The organism is Kitasatospora sp. NPDC059577 (assembly GCF_042735475.1).
In the GTDB taxonomy this organism is placed as follows: Bacteria; Actinomycetota; Actinomycetes; order Streptomycetales; family Streptomycetaceae; genus Kitasatospora.
On the sequence record NZ_JBHWBZ010000010.1, the window covers coordinates 124,848 to 144,417 of the forward strand.

At 74.0% G+C, this 19,570-nt stretch carries 10 protein-coding genes; 4 read left to right on the plus strand and 6 right to left on the minus strand.

What is annotated here, in order from left to right:
* Positions 1-35 precede the first annotated feature (35 nt).
* Both ACFV0O_RS12035 and ACFV0O_RS12040 read left to right on the plus strand, forming a co-directional pair.
* Positions 36-338 (plus strand): acyl carrier protein, encoded by a 303-nt coding sequence (locus ACFV0O_RS12035; protein ID WP_380339820.1) that lies wholly within the window; start codon positions 36-38, stop codon positions 336-338.
* A 102-nt stretch (positions 339-440) separates the two neighbouring features.
* The gene (locus ACFV0O_RS12040) at positions 441-7,637 is read left to right on the plus strand and encodes an amino acid adenylation domain-containing protein (protein ID WP_380339823.1); all 7,197 of its coding nucleotides are present in this window, start codon (positions 441-443) and stop codon (positions 7,635-7,637) included.
* A 73-nt stretch (positions 7,638-7,710) separates the two neighbouring features.
* Here the strand turns inward: ACFV0O_RS12040 and ACFV0O_RS12045 are convergent, their stop codons facing one another.
* Complete coding sequence (locus ACFV0O_RS12045) at positions 7,711-9,474, minus strand: SpoIIE family protein phosphatase (RefSeq protein WP_380339826.1); 1,764 nt, start codon at positions 9,472-9,474, stop codon at positions 7,711-7,713.
* 434 nt (positions 9,475-9,908) lie between these two features.
* Here ACFV0O_RS12045 and ACFV0O_RS12050 point away from each other — a divergent pair, with 434 nt between their 5' ends.
* Positions 9,909-11,135: an ROK family protein gene (locus ACFV0O_RS12050; RefSeq protein WP_380339915.1), complete on the plus strand. Its 1,227-nt coding sequence runs from the start codon at positions 9,909-9,911 to the stop codon at positions 11,133-11,135.
* A 209-nt stretch (positions 11,136-11,344) separates the two neighbouring features.
* Complete coding sequence (locus tag ACFV0O_RS12055) at positions 11,345-11,809, plus strand: hypothetical protein (RefSeq protein WP_380339829.1); 465 nt, start codon at positions 11,345-11,347, stop codon at positions 11,807-11,809.
* A 242-nt stretch (positions 11,810-12,051) separates the two neighbouring features.
* On the opposite strand, the gene ACFV0O_RS12060 is transcribed toward ACFV0O_RS12055, so the two are convergent.
* From ACFV0O_RS12060 to ACFV0O_RS12080, 5 genes are all read right to left on the minus strand, one after another.
* Entirely contained in the window at positions 12,052-13,005 is a 954-nt protein-coding gene (locus tag ACFV0O_RS12060; RefSeq protein ID WP_380339832.1) for a ferritin-like protein, read from the minus strand.
* Positions 13,006-13,015: 10 nt separating this feature from the next.
* Positions 13,016-13,564: a gluconate 2-dehydrogenase subunit 3 family protein gene (locus ACFV0O_RS12065; protein ID WP_380339835.1), complete on the minus strand. Its 549-nt coding sequence runs from the start codon at positions 13,562-13,564 to the stop codon at positions 13,016-13,018.
* A gap of 68 nt (positions 13,565-13,632) precedes the next feature.
* On the minus strand, positions 13,633-15,336 hold the full coding sequence (locus tag ACFV0O_RS12070; protein ID WP_380339838.1) for a GMC oxidoreductase: 1,704 nt from the start codon (positions 15,334-15,336) through the stop codon (positions 13,633-13,635).
* A gap of 514 nt (positions 15,337-15,850) precedes the next feature.
* The gene (locus ACFV0O_RS12075) at positions 15,851-17,266 is read right to left on the minus strand and encodes a DUF6519 domain-containing protein (protein WP_380339841.1); all 1,416 of its coding nucleotides are present in this window, start codon (positions 17,264-17,266) and stop codon (positions 15,851-15,853) included.
* Between the two features lie 30 nt (positions 17,267-17,296).
* Entirely contained in the window at positions 17,297-19,516 is a 2,220-nt protein-coding gene (locus ACFV0O_RS12080; RefSeq protein WP_380339844.1) for a hypothetical protein, read from the minus strand.
* Between the last annotated feature and the right edge of the window lie 54 nt (positions 19,517-19,570).

Here is a 19,570-nt window from a genome sequence, read left to right on the forward strand (position 1 = left end):
AAATCCGTCTGCCGGAGAACGTCGTAGGGGAGGGGGTGATTTTCCCATTGAGCCAGCGGATACTGGAGGACGTACGGGCGGCCTGGTGTGATGTCTTCGGGTCGGCCCCGGACGAGCCCGAGCGCGATTTCTTTGACTGCGGCGGCAATTCCCTTCTGGCCATCCGGCTGCAGCGGGCCCTTCTCACGCGGACCGGGGCGGCGCTCACCGTCGCGGAACTCCTGCGGCACCGGACGATCGGTGCGCAGGCCGCGTACATCGGAAGCACCGGGCCGGTCGGTTCCGGGCCGGATTCCGGGTCCGGCCCGCGGGCCGACGAGCCCGGTCGGGCCGATTGACGGGGCGGGCCCTTCGAGTCGCCCGGATCGACACCGGTCCGGGCCGGGTCGACATCGGATCGCGTCGAACCGGATCACGTTGAATCGGACCAGGGGGAAAAGATGCCGAACGATGTCCTGCTACCGGCCTCCTTCGCTCAGCAACGACTCTGGTTCCTGGACCAGTTGGCCCCGGGAGGCACCGAGTACCTGATCCCCTCGGTGCTGCGGCTGACCGGGGACTTGGACGTCGCGGCGCTGTCCGCCGCGGTCGCCGACCTGGTCGCCCGGCACGAGTCACTGCGGACCGTCCTCCGGGAGCGGGACGGCAGGCCCGGTCAGCTCGTGCTCGCCCCCGAGCCGGACGTCCTGCGGGTGGTCCGCGCACCGGCCGGCCCGGGGGAGGCCGCGGCGACGGCGACGGCCCCGATGGACCTTCGGCGCGGTCCGCTGTTCCGGGCCGTGCTGTACCGGCAGGGCCCGGCCGAGCACCTGCTCGTGCTGACCCTGCATCACATCGTCGCCGACGGATGGTCGGTCGGGATCGTGGTCGAGGAGCTGAGCCGGCTGTACGCCGCGCACCGCGCGGGCCGGAAGGCCGACCTGCCGGAACTCCCCATCCAGTACCCGGACTTCGCCATCTGGCAGCGGGACTCCCTGGACGGGCCGGTGCTGACGGGGCAACTCGCGCACTGGACCGCCCGACTGGCCGGACTGGCCACGCTGGAGCTGCCCGCCGACCGGCCCCGGCCCGCGGTCCGGTCGCCGCGCGGCGACACGCTCGCCTTCCGCGTACCCGCCGACCTGGCAGGACGGCTCAAGGAGCTGTTCCGGGCCCACCGGGTCACGCCGTTCATGGGCCTGCTGGCGGCCTTCCAGGTGCTGTTGGCCCGGTACACCGGCCAGCACGACATCGCGGTGGGGACACCGGTCGCCGGACGCAACCGGTCCGAGACCGAAGGGCTGGTCGGCTTCTTCGTCAACACCCTGGTGCTGCGGACGGACCTCGGTGAGGACCCGTCCTTCGCCGAGCTGCTGGCGAAGGTCCGGGAGACGGCGCTGGCCGCCTACGACCACCAGGACCTCCCGTTCGAGCGGCTGGTCGAGCACCTCGCCCCCGAACGCGACCTCGCCCGGACCCCGCTGTTCCAGACCATGTTCAACCTGCAGGACACCCGGGCCGCCGGGCCCGGCTGGGAGCTTCCCGGGATCGCCGTCAGCGCCGAACCGCTGGGTCTGGACGTCGCCAAGTTCGACCTGTCGATGGAACTCGCGGAGACCGACGCCGGATTCACCGGGATCCTGGAGTACGCCACCGACCTGTTCGACCGGACCACCGTCGAACGGATGGCCGGCCACTACCTCACCCTGCTGGCCGGTGCGGCGGCCGACCCGGCCTGCGCCGTCTCCCGGCTGCCCCTGCTCACCGCCCCCGAGGAACACCGGCTGATCAGCGACCTGAACCGGACCGCGGTGACCTACCCGGACACCCGGGTGCACGAGCTGGTGGCAGCCCAGGCGGCGCGGACGCCGGACCGGACGGCCCTCGTGTGCGGCGACCGCGCGCTGACCTACCGCGAGCTCGACGGGCCGGCCGACCGACTCGCGCAGCGGCTGGTCCGGGCCGGCGTCGGGCCGGACACCCTGGTCGGCCTCTGCCTGGACCGCAGCCCCGAGCTGGTCGTGGCGCTCCTGGGCGTCCTCAAGTCCGGCGGTGCCTACGTCCCGCTGGACCCGGACCACCCGCGCGACCGGCTGGGGCTCCTGCTGGCCGAGATCTCCGCCCCGGTGGTCGTCACCCGGCGGCACCTGGTCGAGCGGATCCCCGTCCGGGCCGGTCAGGTCGTGCTCTGCCTCGACGACGACGGCCCGGCCGCCGACACCGCCGACACCGCCGACACCGCCGACACCGCCGACCAGCCGGTCGCCGACACCGCCGGCCACCCGGCCGCCGCCCCGCCGCGCCGGTCCGCGCCCGGCGACCTGGCCTACGTCATCCACACCTCGGGCTCCACCGGCACGCCCAAGGGCGTCCAGACCGGGCACGGCAACCTGGTCAACGGCCTGCTCGCGATGCAGGAGATCCTGCGGCTGGGACCGGACGACCGGCTGCTGGCGGTCGCCCCGTACACCTTCGACCCGTCCGGCATCGACCTGCTGCTGCCCCTGGTGTACGGCGCCCAGGTGCACCTCGCGACCCGTGAGGAGACCACCGCGCCCGCCCGGCTCGCCGCGCTGCTCACCGCCCGGGGGATCACCGTCCTGCAGGCCACCCCACCGCTGTGGAGACTGGTCGTCGAGGAGATGCCCGACCTCTCCGACCGCCTGCACGTCCTGCTCGGAGGGGAGGCGCTCGACCCCCGGCTCGCGGCCGTCACCCGCCCCAAGGTCCGCCGGCTCACCCACCTGTACGGGCCGACCGAGACCACCATCTGGACGCTGGGCGCGGACGTCGCACCGGACCGCGTGTCGGATCCGGTGATCCCGATCGGCACACCGATCGCCAACACCCGGGTGTACGTGCTGGACCGGCACCTGAACCCGGTGCCGGTCGGGGTGCCCGGCGAACTGTACGTGGCCGGGGCCGGGCTGTCCCGCGGCTTCCTCAACCGCCCGGCACCCACGGCGGAGCGGTTCGTGGCCTGCCCGTACGGTGCGCCCGGGGAGCGGATGTACCGCACCGGCGACCTGGCCCGCCGCCGGGCGGACGGGAACCTGGAGTTCCTCGGCCGCACCGACAAGCAGGTGAAGATCCGCGGCGTCCGGATCGAGCCGGGCGAGGTCGAGGCGGCCCTGCGCGCCGGTGGGCTGGTCGGCGACGCGGTCGTGATCGCGCGCGAGCACGCACCGGGGGACCGGCGGCTGGTCGCGTACGTGACACCCGCCGAACCCGGTGGCGGGGTCGACCTGGCCGGGCTGCGGCGACGGGCGGGCCGGCAGCTGCCGGCCCACCTGCTCCCGGCGCACACGGTGGTGATCGACGCGGTGCCGCTGACGGTCAACGGGAAGGTGGACCGGCGGGCACTGCCCGCCCCGGACTGGTCGCGACCGGAGACCGGCCGGACGTACGTGACGCCGGCCGGACCGGTCCAGCAGACGATCGCCCGCGTCTGGGAACAGGTCCTGGGCGTCGAGCGGGTCGGCGGCGAGGACAACTTCTTCGAGCTCGGCGGCCACTCGCTCCTCGCCACCCGGGTGGTCTCCCAGCTGCGCCGCGAGTTCGGGGACGCCCTCGGTGTGCAGAGCGTCTTCGCCGCGCCGACGGTGGCCGCACTGGCGGAGATCGTGACCGCGACCGGCGAGTCGGGCCCGGGCGCCGGCCCGCTGCCGGGCATGCCGCCGATCCGGCAGGTGCCGAGGAACGGACCGCTGCGCGTCTCCTTCGCCCAGGAACGGCTCTGGCTGCTGGACCAACTCGTCCCCGACAGCGCCGAGTACGTCGTCCTGCGGATGCTGCGGCTCACCGGCGCGCTGGACGCGGACGCCCTGGAGCGGGCCCTCGCCGAACTCGTCGCCCGGCACGAGGTGCTGCGCACCCGGTTCGAGGCCGAGGACGGCGTTCCCGTCCAGGTGATCGAGCGGTCCGCCGTCCCCGCGATGCCGCTGACCGACCTGAGCGGGCTGCCCGTCGAACGGGCCGAGGCCGAGGTGTCGGCCGCCATCGCCGCCGAGAGCGCCGAACCCTTCGACCTGGGCGTCGCCCCGCTGCTGCGCGCGCGGCTGCTGCGGGTCCGGGCCGACGAACACGTCCTGGTCCTCGCGGTGCACCACATCGCCGTCGACGCCTGGGCCATGGGCCTGCTCAACCGTGAACTCGCCGTCCTCTACGCGGCGTTCCGCCGGGGCATGCCGTCCCCTCTGGAGGCACCGGCGATCCAGTACGCCGACTTCGCGGCGTGCCAACGGGACTGGCTGCGTGGTGAGGTACTGGATGGCCAACTGGACTACTGGCGGCGACAGTTGAGCGGCCTCACACCGCTGGAGCTGCCCACCGACCGGCCGCGCCCGGAAGTCCGCTCCGGCTGCGGGGCGAGCCACGGGTTCACGCTGACGGCGGAGCTGACCGCGGCACTGAACGCGCTCTCCCGCCGCGAGGGCGCGACGCCGTTCATGACCCTGCTCGCCGCCTTCCAGGCCCTGCTGTCCGGCTACGCCGGCCAGGACGACATCGCCGTCGGCACCCCGATCGCCAACCGCCACCGGGCCGACACCGAAGGGCTCGTCGGGTTCTTCGTCAACACGCTCGTGCTCCGCGCGGACCTCGCGGGGAACCCCTCGTTCACCGGGTTGCTCGCCCAGGTCCGGGACACCGCGCTCGGCGCCTACGCGCACCAGGACCTGCCCTTCGAGCGCCTGGTGGAGGAACTGCGCCCGGACCGCGACCTCGGCCGCAACCCGCTGTTCCAAGTGCTGTTCACGTTCCAGAACACCCCGAGGACGCCGCTCACGCTCGACGGGGTCACCGTGGCGCCGGAGGAATGGGAACAGCAGGTCGCGAAGTTCGACCTGACGCTCTCGGTGCACGAGGCCGACGGCCGGCTGGACTGTGCGATCGAGTACAGCACCGACCTCTTCGAACCCGGCACCATCGCACGGATGGCCGGCCACTTCGGGACCCTGCTGGCCCGGGTGGCGGCCGACCCGGACCGCCCGCTCTCCGAACTGTCCGTCCTCACCGGGCCCGAGCGGCGGCAGCTGCTGGAGGAGTGGACCGACACCGCCGCGCCCTACCCGGACGACCGCTGCGTCCACCAGCTGTTCGAGGACCGGGCCGCCCGCACGCCCGACGCCGTCGCACTGGTCGCGGGCGGCGCCGGGACGCCGTACGAGGAGCTGACGTACGACGGACTCAACCGGCGCGCGAACCGGCTCGCACACCACCTCAGGGCGCTCGGCGCCGGCCCGGGCACCCTGGTCGGCGTCTGTCTGGAACGCGGTCCCGAACTGGCCGTGGCCCTGCTCGGCATCCTCAAGTCCGGCGCCGCCTACGTGCCCCTGGACCCGGTCCACCCCCGCGAGCGGCTGGCGGCCCTGGTGGCCGACAGCGGGGCGGCGCTGCTCGTCACCCGCCGGGAGCTCCGGGACGGGCTCGGCGTCGGCACCACGGCCGTCTGCCTGGACCGGGACGCGCCCGTCCTCGCCGCCTGCCCCGACCGGAACCCCGCACCGTCGGCCCGGCCCGGCGACCTCGCGTACGTGGTCCACACCTCGGGCTCCACCGGCACCCCCAAGGGCGTCGCCGTCGAGCACCAGGGCGTGACGGCCTACCTGTCCTTCGTCACCTCCCGCTACGGCGTCACCCCCGGCACCCGGGTCCTGCAGCTGGCGTCCATCGGCTTCGACGCCTCGGTCCGGGACCTGCTCGGGCCGCTCAGCTGCGGAGCCACGGCCGTCCTCGCCCCGCACGACGGCCCGTTCGACCCGTCCGCGATCGCGGACTGCATCGAGCGCCACCGGGTGGAGGTGCTGCTCAGCACCGTCCCGTCCCAGCTACGGGCGCTCCTCGCGCTGCCCGAGGCCGAACACGCCCTGGCGCGGGTGCGGTTGACGGTGGCCAGCGGCGAGAGCCTGCGGCTCGCCGGGCAGCACGGGCGCCGTGTCCTGCCGGGCGCCCTGGTCAACCAGTACGGGCCCACCGAGTGCACCATGACCAGCACCTACTGGCCCGCTCCCGAGGACTGGGCGGAGCGCGCCGAGGACGTCGTCGGCCGGCCGATCGCCAACAAACGGGTGTACCTGCTGGACCGGTACCTGAACCCGGTGCCGGTCGGGATCCCCGGCGAGGTCTACATCGCGGGCGTCGGCCTGGCCCGCGGCTACTGGAAGCGCGCCGCGCCGACCGCGGAGCGGTTCGTCGCCTGTCCGTACGGCGCGTCCGGCGAGCGGATGTACCGCACCGGCGACCTCGCCCGGTGGCGGGCCGACGGGGACCTGGAGTTCCTCGGCCGCTCCGACGACCAGGTGAAGATCCGGGGCGTCCGGGTCGAACCGGGCGAGGCGGAGGCCGCCCTGCGCGCCGCCGGACCGATCGGTGACGTGGTGGTGCTGGCCCGGGAGGACGAACCGGGGGAGCGGCGACTGGTGGCCTACGTGACGCCCGCCGAACCGGGCGGGCCGGTCGACGCGGCCGCGCTGCGGCGACGGGCCGGGCAGCGGCTGCCGGAGTACCTGGTGCCCGCCGTGGTGGTGGTCGACGCGCTGCCGCTGACGGTCAACGGGAAGGTGGACCGGCGGGCCCTGCCGGCCCCGGACGGGTCGCGGCCGGACACCGGCCGGGCGTACGCGGCGCCGGCCGGACCGGTCCAGCGCACACTGGCCCGGGTCTGGGAGCAGGTCCTGGGGGTGGCGCGGGTCGGTGCCGACGACAACTTCTACGAACTCGGCGGGGACTCCGTCCTCAGCATCCGGGTCGTCCACCGGGCCGGCCGGCTGGGCATCCACCTCACCCCGCGGATGATGGTCCGCCACCAGACCATCGCCCGGATCACCGAGCACCTCGGGCGGGACGGCCTCGACGGCGCCGTCGGGACGGCCGGGCGCGGCACGGTCACCCCGTTGAACGACAGCACCTCCGCGCACGCCGTCTTCTGCTTCCCGGTGATCGCGGGCAACATCACCGGCTACGTCCCGCTGGCCCGCGCGCTGAGCGCCGACGCCCGGGTGCTCGGCGTCGAACTGTCCTGGTGGGACCGGCCGGACGCGGCGCACTGGCAGATCCCGGCCATGGCCCGCAGCTGCTGCGAGGCGATCCTCGAAAGCCGCCCCGACGGGCCCCACCTGCTGGTGGGCTGGTCCTTCGGCGCGGTCCTGGCGCTGGAGACGGCCCGGTTGCTCCACGCGGGCGGGCACACCGTACGGGTCGTCGCCCTGGACGGCATCCTGCCGACGGCCGAGTACCGGGAGGGCGTGCGCGGGAACATCGCGGCGATCGACGGTCTGCTGGCCCGGCTCGCGGAAGGGCACGCCGCGGCCGGGCTGCCGGAGGACGTGGCCGCGGGACTCACGGAGCTGAACATCCCGCCGGAGCTGCACGAGGTCTCCGGCGACGACCTGGTGCGCCACCTGACCGTGATGCGGGGCATCGGGACCGCCCTCCTCGGGTACGCCCCCGCACCGGTGGAGTTCCCCGTCACCCTGTACGAGGCGCAGCACCGCCGGCTGCCGGACTGGATCGGGAGCACGATCCGGGAGACCTGGCAGCCGTACGTGCCGGACCTGGACGTGCTCGGAACGCCGGGCGACCACTACTCGTTCCTGCGCTACCCGATCGTGCGCTCGCTCGCGGACGGCCTCCGGGGGACCGTCCGCGACCACGGCTGACGCCGTCGGCGCGGGCACCGCCCGGAGGCCCCGCCTCCGGGCGGCGCGGCGCCGCCCCGGCGTGCCCGGCCCGTCAGCGGGGTTGGGCGCGGGCGGCGAGAAGTGCGATGTCGTCCTCGGCGGCGGGGGACGCGGCGGCGGTGGGGGACGGGGGCGGGACGAGGGAGTGGAGGACGGCGTCGAGGAGGTCGTCGAGGTCGCCGGTGGCGGGCAGGCGCAGGGCGGCGAGGCGGTCCAGGGAGGTGTCGATGTCCTCGCCGCGGCGTTCGACCAGGCCGTCCGTGTAGAGCAGCAGGGTCTGGCCGGGGACGAGCGGGTGGGCGGTCTGCTCGTAGCCGCCGAGGCCGGTGCCCAGCGGCGGGCCGGTGGGCAGGCGCAGCAGCTCGGTCGGCTGGTCGGGGGTGATCAGGGCGGGCGGCAGGTGGCCCGCGCTGGAGAGGGTCCAGCGGCCGCGCCCGGGGTCGGCGAGGGCGAGCAGGCAGGTCGCGGGGCGGGCCGAGTCGTCGGCGGAGATCACGGTGTCGAGCTGGCGCAGGATCCGGTGCGGGGGCAGGTCCATGCCGGCGATGTCGCGCAGCGCGGAGCGGTAGTGGCTCATGTCGACGGCGGCTTCGACGCCGTGCCCCATGACGTCGCCCATGGCGAGCAGGGTGCGGCCGAACGGCAGCCGGACCGTCTCGTACCAGTCGCCGCCGACCACCGAGCTGGAGCCGGACGGCAGGTAGCGGGAGGCGAGGGCGAGGTTCTGGTGCGGGTTGCCGGGTTCGCTGAGCAGGGCCCGCTGGAGTTCGAGGGCGATGCCCTGGGAGCGGGTGTAGCGGCGGGCGTTGTCGATGCCGGTGGCGGCCCGGGCGGCGAGATCGCCGAACAGGGCGGCCTCATCCGAGGTGAACGGCGGGGTCGCGGCGGTGCGGCCGAGGGTGAGCAGCCCGACCAGGTCGCCCCGGGCCGCGAGCGGCAGGACGAGCAGCGAGGCGGTCCCGGCGGGGCAGGTGTCCTCGGCACCGGGCTCGGTGAGCACGGCGATGCCGCCGGTGAAGCTGCGGGCGGCGGCCGAGTCCTCCCGGTGGCGGATCGATTCGCCGGGGCGGGCCAGGTCGGCGAGGGCGGCGGTCAAGGACGGGACGGCCCGTACGGCGGCGCGGTGCAACCGCCGGGGAGCGCCCCGGCCGGCCCGGGCGGGCTCGGCCTCGGGCGGCAGGACGTCGACGACGGCGAGGTCGGCGATGCCGGGGACGGCGAAGTCGGCGAGTTCGGTGCAGGTCGTCGCGATGTCGAGGGTGGTGCCGATCCGTTCGGTGGCGGCGTCGAGCAGCGCCAGGCGGGCGCGGGCCTGTGCGAGTTCGCGGAGCTGGTCGCGGGCCGGGTCGGGGTCGTCCAGGACGACGACGATCACACCGGTGGTCCGTCCGGCGTGCCGTAGCGGCCGGTAGCGCACCCGCAGGCCGGGCGGGACGGCGTGGCCCGGGCCGTCGGGGCCGCCGGTCGCGTGCTCGCGGTCGCGGCCGTCGGCGAGGACGCGGCGCAGGGTGGCGGCGGCACCGGCGAAGGCGGTGGCCTCGACGGGTCGGCCGAGCAGGTCGGCGCGGCGCAGGCCGGTGGTGGTGGTGAAGGCGGCGTTGAGGTGGTGCCAGCGCAGGTGCTCGTCGAGCACGGCGATGCCGACGGGGGCGTCGGCGAGGACCGCGCGGACCAGGCCGGGGTCGTCGTCGCCGTGGTCACTGCCGGTGATCGAGCCGAGCCTGGCGGCGAGGGCCGCCGCCGTCGCCGCCAGCGACCGGGTGTCCGGTGGCGCGGGCGGGGAGCCCTCTGCTCGGTTGCGGTGCCGGAAGTGCATACGTCCATGATCACGCGCCGGGGCGCGGCACGCCCACAACTGGAGGAAACCTTGACCGGCCGGACGCGGTGCGGTAACGCGGCCGCCACCGGCGCGGCTCGACCCCGGACGGCGGGGGAACCGTCGCCCCGGTGACGGGGACCGGTCACCCGGACGACGTGTCGGGCAACGGCCGGGGTCCGGCGGACGAATGCCGGATGATCACCGGTCATACTTGGGCCGGTGCTCCGACACCGGGCGTCCGACAGCGGGCGTCGCACACCGTGCCGGAGCACCGGCCGACCGCCGCCGGACCGCCGCCGGACCGATGCCGGACCGGCGTCGGAACGGAGTCGGGTCAGCGTCGGACCGGCCTCAAGACCAACGCCAGAGCAGTGTCAGGCCCGCGTGAGACCGTGCCGGAGACGTCCGTGAGCACCAGACCGGAGGAACCGATGAGCCCCCACCAGCCGACCAGTCGCCCGGCGGCCGGGGCCCCCGCGGTGCCCTGGAACCGGCAGCGGCTGCGCAGCAACAACGAGTGGCTGCTGCTGGAGCTGCTGCGCACCGGCGGTGGCTCCTCGCGCGCCCAGCTGGCCCGGGACACCGGTCTGTCCAAGCCGACCGTCTCGGCCGCGCTGGCCGCCCTGGAACAGGCCGGGCTGGTCCGCGAGGCCGGGCGGCTGGCCCCCGAACGCGGCCGCACCGCCGTGCTGTACGAGGTCGACCCGACGGCCGGGCACGTGCTCGGCGTGGACATCGGCCGGGCCCGGCTGCGGGTGGCCGTCGCGGACCTCTCCGGGACGGTCGTCGCCCGCCGGGACGTGGCCAACCGGGGCCGTTCGGCGAACGCCGTCGCGGACACCGTGGTCGCGGCCGCGCACGAGGCGACCACCGAGGCGGGCCTGGCAGCCGACGGCATCGTGCACGCGGTGATCGGCACCCCGGGCGTGTGGGACGAGGAGCGCCGCGGGGTGCGCTACGCCTCCAGCCTGCCCGGCTGGGGCCGGCCGGGGCTGTTCGACCGGATCGGGGAGGGGCTGGGCACGGCCGTGTCGGTGGCCAACGACGCCAACCTGGCCGCGCTCGGCGAGTACACCCTGGGCGCCGGGCGGGGCAGCCGGATGTTCGCCTACCTGCTGGTCGGCACCGGCCTCGGGCTCGGGGTGGTGAAGGACGGCGAACTGCTGCTCGGCGCGCACGGCGCGCTGGGCGAGATCGGTCAGGTCCCGCTGCCGGCCCGGTCCGACGAGCCCGCGGGGACCATAGAGCAGGAAGCCGCCGCGGACGCCGTGGTGCGCACCGCGCGGGACTTCGGGCTGGGCGCGGACGACGGCGCAGGGCGTCAGGTGACGGCGAAGCAGGTCTTCCAGCGGGCCCGGGCGGGGGAGGCCGCGGCGCTCCGGGCGGTGGAGCGGGAGGCCGAACAACTCGCCTATGCCGTAGCCGTGTTGTCCGCCGTGCTGGACCCGGACCTGGTGGTGCTCGGCGGTGGCATCGGCAGCAGTGCGGACCTGCTGCTGGAGCCGCTGGAGGCAGCCCTGCACCGGATCGCCCCGATGCGTCCGACGCTCGCGCCCAGCCTGCTCGGGGAGGAGGCGGTGCTCCTCGGCGCGGTCTCCACGGCGCTGGAGACCGCCCGGCCCGAGGTGTTCGAGCGCCGGACGGCGGGGCTGCGCTGACCGTCGGCCCCGGGGGCCGGGATGTCGCGGTGCCGGGGGGCCGGGGGAGGGTGGTGCGGGGCGCAGCGTAGTGACGGTCACGGTGATGGTGACGCTCGGTGGTCGGAAGGTCTCGATCTGCCAACGAGTGGGGAAACGGTGCTCGCAGCGTGCGGGGCGGCTGCTTGAATCGCACGACTCATCCAAACGGAACGGAGCGTTCTCCTCACATGCCTGCACGGATACCCGGGCGCCGCCGGGCCGGCCTGGCCGGATTCGCCGGACTCGTCCTCACCGTCGGTCTGGCGCTGACCGGTTGCGACCCGTCGGCTGCCGACGGCAAGGCCGCGGCGTCGGCCACGCCGACCGCCGCCGCCCCGGCCGCGCCCGCCACCTCGGCGGTCGCGCCGGCCGCCACCACACCCCCGGAATCGCCCGCCGCCCGGTCCCAGCCGCCGACGCCCAAGGCTCCGCAGCCGAAGGTGACCACCGCGAAGCCGCCGACCGATCCGGAGCCGGCGCCCACCGCGCCGGCCGCCGCCGGCACCGGGTGCGACATCCGTTCGAACGCCGGCAACTGCTACGAGGCCGGGCAGTTCTGCCGCAACGGGGACCTGGGGAAGAGCACGCACGACGCGAGCGGCCGGGCGATCACCTGCCGGATGGTCAGCGGGAAGCCGCACTGGCAGGCCTGACGGGGACGGGCCGTCCGGGGCGGGGGCTCGGCCCGGGCGGCCCGGTGACGCAACGGCGGGTGCGGGTGCGCAAGTGGGTCAAGCGTCCGGATTTCGACGAGGCGGTACAGGCGCTTCTCGACGGCGAGTCGGACTGCTTGCGCGTAACCGGTCGGCATGCCCGCCGTGCCCGGGCCGAACGTCACTGCCCGCCTCCGGGCGCCGTGTGTCCGGCCGGTCCCGCCAGGACGCGCAGAGCCCGCTCAGGCCGCTCCGTCATCCCACCGGAACTCTGGACGGATCCCCCGATTGATCAGGTCCCGTCCGAGGATCTGAAGCTGGAACATGGCCGCCACGTTCGGCGGCGCGCCGGACGTCCAGCACGTCTCCAGGTCGACCAGCAGCTTCGACAGGGTGCGGTTGAACTCGGTCGAGGGGTTCGGCCGGGCTTGGGAGGGCGCGAAGTCGTACACCTCCGGCAGGATGACGGGAGCTCCGCTGAAGCTCCACTTGTCGCCGGTCTTGACCAGCCGCTTCTGGACGTAGAGCTCCTTGAACAGGTAGTAGTGCGCGTGGCCGCTCTCGCCCTCCCCCGGCGGCTGATCGGGTGAGCCCTGCGTCCCCTCTCCCTCGCTCTTGATCCGGTCGATCGTGTCGACCGCGTCAGCGACGGTGCCGATCGACTTCGCGAACGGCACCTCCACCGCGTGGGCCTTCGGGTCGATCGCCGGCTCCAGCTTCCGGAACGTCCGGATGATCGTGTCGTAGAAGGCGCCGATCGTGGCAGGCGGCCGCCCGGCCAGGAGGGCGATCGGGGGGAACTCCGGGTACTCGATCTGCATGAACACCGCGAGCTGGTCCTTGACCAGTGGCTTCAGATCAACCGGAAGCTGCTGCGGAATGCCGCCGGGCAGCTCGTCGGCCGGATAGGTCGGCAGGAAGTCCGGGTGCGCGATCGACGGCCGGCCACCGATCGCGGCCAGCAGGTTTCCGGCCAGCGCGAAGTGGTTCATCTCCTGGCTGACGATTCTGTGCAGCACACCCTCGGTGCGGTCCGGGTCCTCCTTGACCGACCACTGCGCACACAGATACGGCGGGATGGTGGCGAATTCCAGCCGCATCGCGAGATGCAAGGCGCCTTTGAGGTCGTCCAGCGGCAGAACTCCCGCCTCGACGTACTCCCTGACGGTCTTCATACGCGGAGTGCCCGCGGTCACCGGATTCACGCTACAGCCCCAACTTCCTGAGCTCGTCGTCGATGATGCGCTGCGCCTCCGGCGGGACGCCCGGAAAGGCGAGCAGCGGCACGTTCCCGGGATAACCGATCGCCTCGAACCCCATGTCGGAGGTGAAGTAGCCAGTGAGCAGCAGGGACCGGAACCTGATGAAGAAGCTCCGGTCCGTCGCGGTGGTCGACGCGATCCGGTCGACGATCGTGCGCTGCCGGGAGCCGTCCAGTTCGACGAACCCCGTCCCGAACTGGCGCTGCGCCTCCGCGTCGACCGTGGCGAGGCCGGTCGTGATGACGGTCCTGTGGCCCTGCTGCGTCTTGTAGGGAGCGCTCACCCAGTCGTCGAAGAAGTCGGCGATCCCCATCGCACTCGGCGCCGGGTACTCGGGGGTGCCCGGCAGAACGATGTCGGCGAGGGCCGCGACGAGTGCGCGCTCGCGCTCCGAGAGCGTGCGCGGCCAAGGCGTGTGCGGTGTCACGAGGTTGGGATCGGTGCCGTAGCCCTGCGGTGCGGTACCGACCCCGGCGGCACTGTGCTGGTCCATCTCTTCCTCTCGCTTCCGACGTACCGTCATCCGGTCGCGCTCGCTCGACTGTCGGGCGCGTGGTGCGGTCAGATCCCGCCGCTCCTCAGCAGTTCGAGGATGCGGGCCGAACTCCGCGCGGCCAGGGCCAGGATGGTGAGCGTCGGGTTCTTGTCCGGGCTCGACGCGAATGCGGCGCCGTCGACGACGAACAGGTTCCTCACGTCCCAGCACTGGTTGTAGGCGTCGAGCACGGAGTCCTGTGGCGAGGTCCCCATCCGCGCGCCGCCGACCTCGTGGACCGCTCCGCCGCCCTGCGGCATCACGACGGGACTGGTGTCCGGCGCGCCGCCGAGCAGGCTGAAGACCTTGTTGAAGGTGTCGTGCATGTGCGTGACCTGCCGGACTTCCGGATCTCCCCATTTCCAGTGGAACCGCAGGGCCGGAACTCCCCACTTGTCCTTGACCGTCGGATCGAGCTCGCAGAAGGAGTCCTCGTTCGGGATCATCTCGCCTTCGCCGATGAGAGTGACGGCCGTGCCGTACCTCCGCCGGACCTCCGCCCGCAGGGCGTCGCCGTAGGTCGCGCCGGCGTCGTCGATCAGGCTTCCGATGCCGGTGGTCGGCATCCTGCGACCCCCGCGCGGCTCGATGTGGTACCCGCGCGGGAACCCGAGCTGCCCGGCGGCCTGCTCGGGCAGCAGCCACCACGGCACGTAGATGTGCGGGGTGAAGATGCCGTCGTCGTTCAGCACGGGGAGTTTTTCGAGCATCGGAATTCGCGACGAGCGCGAGAACTCGACCGAGTCCATCAGGTACTTGCCGACCAGCCCGTGGCCGTTTCCGATCCCGTTGGGGAACGCAGCGCTTCGCGAGTTGAGCAGGATGCGCACCGACGAGCAGGTTCCCGCCGCCAGCACCACCACCCGCCCCGTGACCGAGAACTCGGAGCCGGTCACCCGGTCGTTGTAGGTGACCCCGGCGGCCCGCCCGGTCGCGTCGACGTCGACCCGGGAGACCATGGCGTTGCACACGACGGTGAGATTGCCGGTGGCGCGGGCCGGAGGAATGAGGACGGTCGTGCTCTGGAAGTTGGAGCGGCTGGCGCAGCCGCGGGTGCACTGGGTCGAGTACAGGCACGCCGCGCGGCCGTTCAACGGGCGGGTGAGCACGGCCGCCCGGATCGACGCCACCTTCATGTCCAGGTGCTCGAACGCACGGCTGAGGACGATCTCGAAGGCGCGCGGGGGCGGCGGTGGGAGCTGGACGCCGGGCGGGGAGTCGGGGGCGTTCTCGATCCCGTGGGGAAGGCCGGTGACGCCGATGAGGCGTTCGGCCTTGTCGTACCACGGTGCCAGGTCGGAGTACTCGATCGGCCAGTCGAAGCCCAGTCCGTCGCGGGTCTTCGGCTTGAAGTCGTACGGTCCGAAGCGCAGCGCCACCCGACCCCAGTGATTGGTGCGGCCGCCCAGCATCCGGGGCCGCCACCAGCTGAACTGATTCGACTTGTCCGGATTCGGGGGGTCCGCCTGACTGTAGGGCTCACCGGCGATCTGCGAGCCGCCGTCGACGGTGGCGTCGTAGAAGCCCTGCGGCTTGTCCGGCGTCGAGGCCGCCCGCAGCGGCGCGTCCTGCGGCGTGTTGAACATCGGCGTCTCGGTGCCGGGATCGTAGTCCCGGCCCGCCTCCAGCATCAGGACGCGGGCGCCCGCCGCACAGAACTCGTGCGCCGCCATTCCACCGGCAGCCCCGGAGCCGACGATGATGACGTCGAACGCCTGGATATCGGACACGATTCCACTCTTTTCACCGGATATCGCTGCGCGATACAAGCCGTCACTCTCAGTGACTGAATCGTGACAAGTCTCGCAGAGGCTGCGATGGACCGCGACCGGTGGATCCAGGAGTGATCAGGGCGGTCACCGGCGCCGAGGCGCTGGTCAGCAGCACCGACGACAGCATCCGCTGCACCTGGTGGGACCTCGACAGCAGTGGCAAGGGGCTTCCCGGACCCGGGGTCAGACCCCCCCGCCCGCCCCGGCGCTCACCGGTGCCGCCGCCGACCATCTGTTCGTGGCGGCCCGGGACGTCCGCGGGCGGCTGGTCGACCGGGGCATCCGGATCATCGAGGACGCCGCGCACGTCTTCGGGTCCCGCACCCCGGCCGGGCCGATCGTCGGCGACGACCCCGGCGTGCCGACCTGCTTCTCCCACGTGGAAGCCCTGGGTGCCGTGTCCGGCGGACAGCCTCACCCAGGCCCGGGGTGGGGCCTGGCCGATGAGGTACCCGATGCGCGGGCCGTGGCCCTACTGCGGGGTGGGGGCGGTCAGCGGGGCGAAGGTCTGCCGGAGGTCGACGACCGTGGTCGGGCCCTTCACCCAGGCGAGCGGGGCATGGTGCACCCGGACCCCGGCCGGTTCCCGGAGCAGCGCTTCGCCGGCCGCGTTCTGCGGCCACTCCACCGAGCCGGTGGCGGTCCGCGCGGGGATGAGCCAGTAGTCGCCCCGGGTGTATCCACCGCCCGGTCGGAAGTACACCTGGACGCCGTCCTCCAGGTCGAGCCAGGCGCCCTCCTGGAGCTGCAGGGCGCCGCCGGCCAGTGGCAGGGCGTCCCGGCCGCGGGGCGCCCGGTGGTCCCAGCGGCGCAGGAACGGGTGGCGCTCGGCCAGCCGCCCGACCTCCGGCACCGGTTCGGCGGACAGCCGCACCCGGCGCCCCGGCAGGTCGGTCTCCTCCACCTGGAGCAGGTTCGCCGCCTCGCCCCGGCTGACGTACGCGCTGTCCGCGACCTCGACCCAGTCGCCGACCGAGAGGCTGAGCTTGTCGTCGTCGCCCAGCGTGGTGAGGTCGACCCAGACGCCCTCGATCGAGGCGATCGGCAGGACCACCGAGCCGTTCTCCCGGGACCACGTGAACGTGGCGCAGCCCTCCGCCGAGCCGCCGTGGTGGACCTCCACCCGGTACAGCTGGTTCTCCGGACCCCGGTAACCGGCCTCGGGGTGGGCCAGGCACGGGTCCTCGCTCGCCCGCTCCGGCCGCCGGGCGCGCGCGGCCAGCAGCCCGCCCGGCCGCTCGTGCGCCTCGGCCCACGCGTCGAAGGCTTCCCGCACCCGGGACGCCCCGCCGTCCGGAACACTCAACTCCGAGGCGGGCAGCGCGAGTACCTGCCAGACGAGCTTGGCCCGGGCCGCCGTGTCGGGCATCGCCGCACCGAGCGCGACCTCGCGGATCTCCGGGTCCTCGACGGCGGTGACGCTGCGCTCCCAGACCTTCAGGTAGACCAGGAACGGGAATTCGCCGGGCAGCCGGTCGCCGTCGCGCTCCTGGTCCCGGTAGGCGTCCGGCTGGTCCCAGTACGTCCAGCCGGCGGGCGCCTCCCGGGCGTCGCTGCCGTCGCCCTGGCCGCCGTCGTCGGGCACGGCGATGCCGGGCCCGGGCCGGTCGGCCTCGCACAGGATGCCGTCCACGTAGTAGCGGCCGCCGCCGATGGTGAGGTCGTCCACCTCGTGGTTGCCCGGCACGTAGCCGATCGCGAACCCGGCTGCCGCGGCCGGTCCGCCGCGGCGGCCGATCAGGTCGGCGGCGAGCGTGCGCAGCTGGTACCGCTCGATCGCGGCCTGCTCGTTGGCGTCGGCGTCGAGCTGGACCCGGCCCTGCTGGGTCAGCACCGCGGAGTAGTGCTTGCCGGGCCGGAAGGTCAGGCGCGAGAAGTCTGCGTGCACGGGTTCCCTTTCGGAGTCACTCGGAGCGGGTCAGGAGGCGTGGAAGATCCCGGCGTCGGTGCCGGCCGGGGTGTACTCGGCCAGCCGCGCCCGCAGGTTGTCCTCGCGCTGGGGCTGGAACAGGTCGTGGAAGGCGCCGAGTTCGGAGCGGTCCTCGGCGCCGCGGGTGATCTCCGGCGCGCACCCGGCGGCCAACTGGCCGTAGCCGGGCGTGCCGTACCGCAGGCTGGTGAACAGCGGGCGGACCCGCTCGGCCTCCAGCTCGCGCAGCCGGGCGGCCTGCGCCGGGTCCAGCTCGCCGCGCTCGACCAGCTCGGTCACCGCCGAGCGCACCAGGTCCGGCTGGCACTCGTACCGGCGCGGGGTGCGAGAGCACGGCGGGACGTAGCAGAACCGCAGGCAGCCGAGCGAGCGGCGGGCCACCCGCAGCCGCCCGGTGAACACGCAGTCCTCGGCGATCGGCACCGCGTGGGTGTGCACCTCGCCGACCACCGTGGATCGGTGGGCGTGCAGCAGCGCGTAGGCGTGCTCGCAGTCGGGCCCGGAGAGCGCCGGGCGCTCGGGCCCGGTGGCGTCCAGGATGCTGTCGGCGAGGTGGATCTCCAGCGGGTCGGTGTCGACCTCGTCGCCGACGACCTGGATCGTGCCCAGGATGCTGCGCTCGATCTTCACGCAGGCGGTGGTGTGGTCCAGCACGAGGCTGGGCTCCTGCGGCGAGTGCGGTTCGCAGTGCGGCTCCAGCGACCAGCCCGGCACCAGGGTGCAGTGCCGCAGGGTGACGGAGGCCAGCGGTCCGGTGACGTTGACCCCGCGACCGGTGATCAGCAGCCCGTCCAGGACCAGCCGCCCGCCCGGGCAGACGCCCCGGACGTTGAGCGCGTCCGGCCGGTTGCTGTACCAGTCGAGCAGCCGGATCACCGGCCGGGCGCCCTCGGCGGCGCGCAGTTCGAGGCGGTCGTCGGCCGCCAGGTCGAAGTCCAGCTGTTCCTGGTAGGCGCCGCTGTGGGTGATCTCGATGACGGCGGCGCCGCCCGCGCTGCCGGACTCCTGGTCGGCGCGCCACTTCCGGTAGGCGTCGTTGATCCGCTCGTACGGCTCGCCGGGGCCGACCCGGTAGACCGTCCGGTGCCGGGCCTCCGGGCGGTCGCGCGGGTACTCCCCGCCGCCGGTGTCGTCGCCGGACGCGTAGTGGTAGTCGACCCAGACGCCGCGGCGCGGGGCGGAGCGGGCACCGAAGGCGATCCGGCCGAGCAGCGGGTCGACGGCGACCTGCCCGCGCTTGGGCCGGTACGTCCAGTCGCTCAGGTCGGCCACCGTGATCTCGGCGGGCGGGACCGGCTCCTGGGCGCCGTCGCGCCGGATGGCGAAGCTCTTGCCCGGCCCGTAGTAGTCGGCCAGGCGCTCGGCGAGCTGCCGGCGCCGGATCGGGGCCGGCACGTTGTCGATCGTCGCGAGGTGGGTGGTCGACGGCTCCGGCTCGGGTTTGGTGACCAACTGGGCGTCGTTGCCGAGGACCGAGAAGGTGTAGAGGTTCCTGGCCCGGTCGATGCAGTACGCGGGCGCCCGGGTGACCGGGTACGGCTTCAGCCGCCAGACGTACAGGGCGACACCGGCCGGCGTGTAGCCGCCCTGGCGGCGGGTGGAAGCGGCCCGGCGGACGTCGGCGGTGTGCGCCTGCCCGTCGAAGGGCCCGCCGAGCAGGTCCAGCTCGGCGCCGCGCCGCACGTCGACCAGCCGGCCCCGGCTGAGCCGCTGACGGTCGGCCGGCTCCTCGTCCGGGCGCAGCAGCCGCACCGGCTGGGTGCCGCCGAGCAGCCGGGAGAGCTCCACCGCCCGGGCCGGCCAGTCGGCGACCGAGGCGGACAGCTCCTCCAGCAGGGCGAGCGTGCCCTTGCGTCGGCGGTTGGCGACGGTGTTCGCGACGTCGTGCCGCGGCGCCAGCCGGGCGGCGAGCCGGTCGCGGGCCGCGGCCCGTTCCGGGGAGGCCCCGCCGTGCAGGCCGGTGGCGAGCACCTCCTCGTAGCCGGGCAGGATCCGGTAGCCGACCAGGTCGCCGAGGTAGGCGACGGCCCAGTCGGCGGCGGTCTCCACGAACCAGTCCTGGTAGCCCTGTTCGACACCGCTGCGGACGACGTCGACCTGCTCGGCGATGACGGCCAGCAGGGCGCGCAGCGGCTCGCCCGCCTCGGCGTCCCGCAGCCGGTGCCACTGCGGCAGCAGCTCCACCAGTCCGTCCGGATCACGAGTCATGCGCCCACCTCGCTTCGCTCGGCAGGGGCATTCGCCCACACGCACCGCTTGATG

Excerpts from the sequence above, each read along its gene's own strand:
- ACFV0O_RS12040 (WP_380339823.1), top strand. The coding sequence starts at position 441 with ATGCCGAACGATGTCCTGCTACCGGCCTCCTTCGCTCAGCAACGACTC.
- ACFV0O_RS12045 (WP_380339826.1), bottom strand. The coding sequence starts at position 9,474 with ATGCACTTCCGGCACCGCAACCGAGCAGAGGGCTCCCCGCCCGCGCCA.
- ACFV0O_RS12050 (WP_380339915.1), top strand. The coding sequence starts at position 9,909 with ATGAGCCCCCACCAGCCGACCAGTCGCCCGGCGGCCGGGGCCCCCGCG.
- ACFV0O_RS12055 (WP_380339829.1), top strand. The coding sequence starts at position 11,345 with ATGCCTGCACGGATACCCGGGCGCCGCCGGGCCGGCCTGGCCGGATTC.
- ACFV0O_RS12065 (WP_380339835.1), bottom strand. The coding sequence starts at position 13,564 with ATGGACCAGCACAGTGCCGCCGGGGTCGGTACCGCACCGCAGGGCTAC.
- ACFV0O_RS12080 (WP_380339844.1), bottom strand. The coding sequence starts at position 19,516 with ATGACTCGTGATCCGGACGGACTGGTGGAGCTGCTGCCGCAGTGGCAC.